Below are 5415 nucleotides of genomic sequence, written 5' to 3' on the forward strand. Positions count from 1 at the left end.
GGTCCCCGAAGAAATGGATGGAGGTATTTCCACCTCCCCGGTCTCCTATAAATACTGGCTGCAACAGGAATCGCTAAAAGAGCAGGCCTACCGGAAGGGAAGTAAAAATCTCGCCCGGGTGGCCTACGGCCTGGCCAAAATACTGCAGGACAAGGATAAGCTCCTTCATATTGATATAGAGCCGGAACCCGACTGCCTGCTGGAAAACAGCCGGGAGACGATCGATTTTTTTAGTCAATGGCTGCTGCCCGTGGGAAGCGCATTTTTAACCGAGGAACACGGCGTCGATCCCGCGGAAGCGAAAGCCATGCTGAAAGAGCACATCCGCCTGTGTTATGACACCTGTCACTTTGCGGTTGAATATGAAGATCCCGGGGAAGTCCTCGGTGAAATGCAGGAGGCGGGTATCAAGGTGGGAAAGGTGCAGGTTAGCGCCGCACTGAAGGTTGTGCTTCCCGACTCGGCCGAGGGACGACGACAGATTAAAAAACAGCTCCAAAATTTTGATGAATCTACCTACCTGCACCAGGTGGTGGAGCGCCGGGGGGATGGCTCTCTTTCCCGGTATCGCGATCTGGATCAGGCCCTGCCGCATATTTTTGACGGGCGGGCCCGGGAGTGGCGCATTCACTATCATGTGCCCCTTTTTGTGGACGCCTACGGGGGACTGAATTCCACGCAGTCGGATATACGGAAAAGCCTGAACTTTTTGAAAGAAAACACTACGATGTGCCGGCATTTTGAAATAGAAACCTATACCTGGGAGGTCTTACCGGAAAAGCTCAAAAAAGATTCTGCCGACTCCATCGAACGGGAATTTCGATGGGTGCTCGATGAACTTGAAGAAGGGTAACGTAGTGTATTTACCGGACAGATGGAAAAGAGCTTGGCATGAATCCATGTTTGACCCAAAGAGTGTCTTATAGAGGCCGCTGAAAAACCGTTCATACAGCCAAACAGGTCGTCAGGCAAAAAGTATTTTGTTCAGGTAAAGGGATTCCCTGACCAGAGTGGGGGGGGCGGGGATGGAGATACTACCTGAACTCATGTTTGGGACTATTTAAATCGAACCGCAGGATGCGTCAAAAGACTGATATATAATGACCATGAAAAAAACAGCAGTACTGAATGTAGTCGGTTTAACACCGGATCTGATTGGCGAACATACCCCTTTTCTACAGCGATGGGTTGACGAAGGCAAGTCCGCCACCGTAAAGTCGATGCTGCCGGCGGTCACCTGTCCCGTCCAGGCGACCTACCTGACCGGGACCATGCCCGACGAGCACGGAGTAGTGGGCAATGGCTGGTATTTCCGGGATACGGGCGAAATCCGTTTTTGGATGCGTTCCGGCAAGCTGATTCAACAACCGGCGGTTTGGGATATCGCCCGCCGGCGGGATCCGGACTTTACCTGCGCCAATATTTTCTGGCGGTATGCGACCTACTCGGGCGCGGATTATGTGGCGGTAGAGCGACCCATGTACCGGAAAGACGGGGTGAAGGTGCCTGATATCTACGCAAAGCCGATGTCGATGCGGGACAAGCTGCAGGATGAACTGGGCCAGTTCCCGCTCTTTAATTTCTGGGGACCCAATACCACCATCGATTCCAGCCGGTGGATTGCCGATGCGGCTAAAATAATAACCGAAGAATACGATCCCACCCTGACGCTGGTCTATTTGCCTCATCTGGATTATTGCCTGCAGCGTGTGGGACCCGATACCGAAAATATACAAAATGACCTCCGGGAAATTGACCGGGTATGCGAAGACCTGATTACCTATTACGAGCAGCGGGATACCGGGGTGATTGTATTATCGGAATACGGCATCACATCGGTCAATCAGCCTGTTTCGCTAAACAGAGTGCTGCGGAAAGAAGGGTATATCACCGTACGGGAGGAGTGGGGGGGCGAAGTGCTGGATGCCGGGGCCAGCGGTGCTTTTGCGGTGGCTGATCACCAGGTGGCCCATGTCTATATCGAAGATCCGGCCGATATCGAACCGGTAAGGGAAATGCTGGAAGCGGTGCCGGGGGTCGAAACGGTCCTGGGGAAGGAAGGCAAGAAAAAATATCACCTTGACCACCCGCGTTCCGGGGAGCTGGTGGCTGTTGCCAGTCCCGATGCCTGGTTCACCTACTACTACTGGCTGGACGATGATAAAGCCCCGGACTTTGCCCCGACGGTGGATATCCACGCCAAGCCCGGCTACGATCCGGCCGAAATGATACTGGACCCGGAGATCACCTTTCCCAGGCTCAAGGCGGGACTGCGGCTGCTGCAGAAAAAACTGGGTTTCCGGTATATAATGGATCTGATCCCCACGAATGGCCGGGCGGTCAAAGGATCGCACGGCCGGATTTCTGCAGACCCGCAGGGCAGTCCGCTCCTGGCCACCAGGCAGGAGCATCATCTCCCCGAATATTACCTGCAGCCGACCGATGTCCGGGAAGTGATATGGCGGCATCTTTTTGGGGAGGAAACAGAAGAATGAGGAATGAATGAGCCAGGCAGCCTATGGAAAATATTAACGCCAGCCGTATTTTTGATCGAAATGGCCGCGGGCCCGACCCGGGGGGTGATTACGTGCTGTACTGGATGCAGACCAGTCATCGGTTCGAGTACAATTATGCGCTTGAATATGCCGTATCATGGGCTAATAAGCTGGATAAGATGTTGCTCATTTATGAAGAATTGGCATGCGATTATCCCTGGGCTTCCGATCGTATCCATGCCTTTTACCTGGAAGGGATGGCAGAGCATCGAGATATCGCAGAGCAGAAAGAGATCAACTGGCTCCCCGTTGTAGAAGAGGAGGAGGGAGAAAGCCGGGCGATATTAGAGGGTCTTTTTGATGGAGCCTGCTGTTTGGTTACCGATGAGTACCCCGTGTATTTTATTCGGGATCGCAACAACATATTGGCCGAAGAGCTGGACATTGCTTTTATCACCGTCGATTCCAACGGACTTATTCCCCTTGGGTTGACGGAGAAGGCCCCTTATAACGCCTACTTTTTCCGAAAGATTATGCAGCGGCATTTTGTGGAGTGTTTTACCTCGCCTCCGAAACAATACCCGATGGATGATCTGAAAAATCGGTCCCCCCTCGACTGGACCAGGGAGCAAAGGGAAATAAGGCAGAAAAGCCTGGACTGCATAGCCAATCCGGCGGGTTTTATAGCTATGCTGGATATTGATCATGATGTTGCCCCGGTTGAGCTAAAGGGAACCCGCCAGGCGGCAGTGGGACAACTCAACCGTTTTATCCGGAACAATCTGAAACACTACGGTGACAAACGCAACGATCCGGATGCGGACGCCACCAGCGGGTTGAGTCCCTGGCTGCACTTCGGAAAAATATCGGAGTATGAAGTGGTAAAAGCGGTACTGGATCATCAGCCCGAAAATTGGGATCTGGATAACATTACCTTTAACAGCGGATCCACCGGCGGTTTTTTTAACGGAAACCACAACATTGATCATTTTTTGGATCAGCTGATCACCTGGCGTGAGGTGGGCTTTCATTTTGCGCACCATGAGCCGGCTTATGACCAGTATGAGTCGCTGCCCGGCTGGGCGATGGAGACGCTGGAAAAACACAGGGACGACCCGCGGGATTATATCTATGAATTGGAAGAGCTGGCGCAATCGCAGACCCACGATGAGCTCTGGAATGCGGCCCAGACTCAACTTCGTGAAGAAGGTGTGATGCACAACTACCTGCGCATGCTCTGGGGAAAGAACGTCATGCAGTGGACGCCCAATCCGGAAATTGCACTGGCCTACCTGATTGAACTCAACAACCGATATGCAATAGACGGACGCGATCCCAACAGTTACTCCGGCATTTTTTGGTGTTTTGGCCGGTTTGACCGGGCGTGGCAGGAACGTCCCGTTTTTGGGAAAACACGCTATATGACCAGTCAAAGTGCCCGGAGAAAATTAAAGCTGGACGAATACCTGGAGCGATATAGCCACCGTAAGTAATTGAAATCCAGCAAATTATAAACTTAGCACAGCAAGGCCAAAAATTCCAGCCTGTAAATATAAATACAACCTAATTCGTGCCACGGGTTGGGGACAATCACTGGTTTTTCCAAAAAGAAGAAACGCCCTTTTTACCAAAGATGTCCCCGCGGAAAATCCGTATTCATCTCCTGTCTAAAATTGTTCGATAAGCGCTTTTACCAGCCTGACAAAATCCTCTTTCCGGTTTTCGGCGACAGCTTTGACTTCCTCGTGGTTAAGCTTGTTGCCGGTCACCCCCGAGGCCATATTACTGATGAGCGAGACCCCAACAGACTTCAGCTCCAGGCGGGCGGCCTCAAAGAGCTCCGGAGCGGTGGACATCCCGACGGCGTCGGCTCCCATCCGGCGAAAGGCACGGATTTCGGCCTTGGTCTCATAATTCGGTCCCTTGGCATAGATATACGTCCCCTGCCGGGTTGACAGATTTAGACCGGCAGCCAGCGAGCACACGGTATCCACCCACCGGTGATGCCGGTAGGGGTGACGGGGGTATCCGGCTGGAGAGATCAGTAGATTGCCCCGGATGACATCCTCGATGACCATCAGGTCGCCGACGGAAAAAGAGGTATTGATTGCACCGGCGGCATTCGAAATAATCAGCTTCCGGGCCCCCAGCCTTTTGGCCAGGTAAACCGGCGTCGCCGCCTGTGCAAAGGAAAACCCCTCGTAGTGGTGGAAACGGCCCGAGAAAGCCATTACGGTCCGCCCCCCGACGGTCCCGACGACAAGCTGGCCCTTGTGTCCCCCCACCGAAGGTTGAGGCATCCCGGGAATACCGGCGTAGGGGAGGACCCGGGGGTGTTCGATGTGATCCGCAAACCCGCCCAGCCCGGATCCCAGGATAACCGCCGCTTCGATAGGAGCGGGCATGTTGTTGGTTCTTAAATACCGCGCTATGCTTTCTGCAAAATCGGGGACCGACATAGTGTATTGATATGATTAATCCTGTGATGCGCCAATCGGTGACAGAGGTCAGCTGCCTGGGGATGGTACTGTCCGATGGATGCTATTTTTAAACAGGTTCAATCTTGTACCCCTGTTGTTCATCATAACCGGTCAACCTGAAGAGAGGATGATGACTATCATGGTATCCCATGATGGTAAAGCCTTCCTCGTATGCTTTGCGTGTCAGTTCTTTCCGTATCTCCATGCTACGCTCGGCATCGTAGTCATATTTAGCCTCAAACGTCCTGTTCACCTCGCCGCGATTGGCTAATACATCTCCGGCCATAAGATATTTTTGCTCCCCGTCGTCAAACAGAAGAAGCTGGGAATGTTTAGTGTGGCCGCCGATTTTTTTAACCGTAATTTCAGGGCAGGGCTTCCCCTCATCCTCCAGAAAGCGGATATTGGCTTTGGCATCCAGGAAATGAGCGAATTGGGCT

At 52.7% G+C, this 5415-nt stretch carries 4 protein-coding genes and 1 pseudogene; 3 read left to right on the forward strand and 2 right to left on the reverse strand.

Annotated elements, in window-relative coordinates:
* The 3 genes from eboE to ACESLU_RS11070 form a co-directional block, all read left to right on the forward strand.
* On the forward strand, positions 1-853 hold an 853-nt coding region (gene eboE / locus ACESLU_RS11060; RefSeq protein WP_372638708.1), incomplete at its 5' end, for a metabolite traffic protein EboE.
* Between the two features lie 253 nt (positions 854-1106).
* Positions 1107-2495, forward strand: a complete 1389-nt coding sequence (locus tag ACESLU_RS11065; RefSeq protein ID WP_372638709.1) for an alkaline phosphatase family protein — start codon at positions 1107-1109, stop codon at positions 2493-2495.
* Between the two features lie 23 nt (positions 2496-2518).
* Positions 2519-3988, forward strand: a complete 1470-nt coding sequence (locus ACESLU_RS11070) for a hypothetical protein (protein ID WP_372638710.1) — start codon at positions 2519-2521, stop codon at positions 3986-3988.
* A gap of 174 nt (positions 3989-4162) precedes the next feature.
* Here the strand turns inward: ACESLU_RS11070 and ACESLU_RS11075 are convergent, their stop codons facing one another.
* Positions 4163-4954, reverse strand: coding sequence for a purine-nucleoside phosphorylase (locus tag ACESLU_RS11075; protein WP_372638711.1), 792 nt, complete (start codon positions 4952-4954; stop codon positions 4163-4165).
* Between the two features lie 88 nt (positions 4955-5042).
* A pseudogene (locus ACESLU_RS11080) lies at positions 5043-5415 on the reverse strand (hypothetical protein); the annotation flags it as partial.

It is taken from the genome of Fodinibius sp. (genome assembly GCF_041642155.1).
Classification (GTDB): domain Bacteria; phylum Bacteroidota; class Rhodothermia; order Balneolales; family Balneolaceae; genus Fodinibius.

Excerpts from the sequence above, each read along its gene's own strand:
- ACESLU_RS11065 (WP_372638709.1), top strand. The coding sequence starts at position 1,107 with ATGAAAAAAACAGCAGTACTGAATGTAGTCGGTTTAACACCGGATCTG.
- ACESLU_RS11070 (WP_372638710.1), top strand. The coding sequence starts at position 2,519 with ATGGAAAATATTAACGCCAGCCGTATTTTTGATCGAAATGGCCGCGGG.
- ACESLU_RS11075 (WP_372638711.1), bottom strand. The coding sequence starts at position 4,954 with ATGTCGGTCCCCGATTTTGCAGAAAGCATAGCGCGGTATTTAAGAACC.